This window comes from Nocardia sienata NBRC 100364, assembly GCF_001613205.1.
GTDB classification, from domain to species: Bacteria; Actinomycetota; Actinomycetes; order Mycobacteriales; family Mycobacteriaceae; genus Nocardia; species Nocardia sienata.
Genome location: NZ_BDBX01000120.1, coordinates 1 through 1,444 on the forward strand (window position 1 = coordinate 1; position 1,444 = coordinate 1,444).

The 1,444-nt window shown below is 67.0% G+C and carries 1 protein-coding gene; it reads left to right on the forward strand.

Features of this window, described 5'->3' with window-relative positions:
* Positions 1-58: 58 nt before the first annotated feature.
* Positions 59-1,444 (forward strand): condensation domain-containing protein (locus NS4_RS30995; RefSeq protein ID WP_245665880.1); only part of this gene is annotated, 1,386 nt, incomplete at its 3' end.

The window sequence follows — 1,444 nt, forward strand, 5'->3', positions numbered from 1 at the left end:
GGCGGTGTTCGAGTCGCCGACGGTGGCGGGGTTGGCGGGTTGGATCGTTGGGGGTGGTGTGGGTGGTTGGCGGCGGCCGGTGCTGGTGGCGCGGGAACGTCCCGAGCGGGTGCCGTTGTCGTGGGCGCAGCAGCGGATGTGGTTCATCAACCAGTTCGATACGGGGTCGGCGGCCTACAACATACCGGCAGCGATCCGGTTGACCGGTGAGTTGGATGTGGCGGCTTTGGGTGCGGCGTTGGCTGATGTGCTGGCACGGCACGAGGCGCTGCGTACGGTGTTCCCCGATCCCGGGGACGGCCCGGTCCAGGTGGTCGTGGCGGCCGGGCAGGCGGTACCGGATCTGACCCCGGTGCAGGTGGCCGACCCGTCAGGGTTGCCGGAACTGCTGGCCGAGGTGGCGTCGACCGGGTTCGATGTCACGACCGAGGTCCCGATACGGGCCCGGTTGCTGCGGCTGGCCCCGCAGGTGCATGTGCTGGCGTTGGTGGTGCATCACATCGCCGCGGACGGGGTATCGATGGCGCCGTTGGCGCGGGATCTGGGTATTGCTTATACGGCCCGGTCCGCCGGGGCGGCTCCGGGATGGGCGCCGCTGGCGGTGCAGTACGCCGACTACACGCTGTGGCAGCGTGAATGGCTGGGCTCGGAAACCGATCCCGACAGTGCGGCAGCACACCAACTCCGGTATTGGCGGCAGGCGCTGACCGCGGTACCGCAACTGCTGGCGTTACCGACCGACCGGCCCCGGCCGCCGCAACGATCCCTGCGTGGCGCGGTGGTGGAATTCGATATCGGCGCGTCGTGTCATCAGGGACTGGTTCGCCTGGCCCGCCGGCACCGGGCGTCGTTGTTCATGACGATGCACGCGGTGCTGTCGGTGCTGCTGGCCCGGTTGTCCGGCAGTGATGACATCACCGTGGGCACCGCGACCGCCGGCCGGGGCGAGGCGGTCCTCGACGATGTGGTCGGGATGTTCGTCAACACACTGGTATTACGCACCCGGGTCGAAAGCGATCAGAGTTTTTCGGAGTTGCTCGAACACACACGCACCGCGGACCTGGGGGCGTTCGGTCACGCGGAGGTCCCCTTCGAGCGGGTGGTCGACGAGTTGGCCCCGACCCGATCGGCAGCACATGCACCATTGTTCCAAGTGGTGTTGCAGTTGCAGGACCCCACCCCGGTCGAACTGGAGTTACCGGGGTTGGCAGTGCACACCGAGAGCATCGATACCGCAGTGGCGAAGTTCGACCTGCAGCTGAGCGTGACCGAAGAATTCACCCAAGACCACACCCCTGCCGGTATGAGAGCGGAATTCACCTTCGCGACCGACCTTTTCGACACCGCCACGGTCCACACCTTCGCCGACCGGTTCCTGCGCATCGCCGAAACGGTGAGCACCGATGCCACGATCGCGGTAGGCGATATCGACATCCTCACCCCT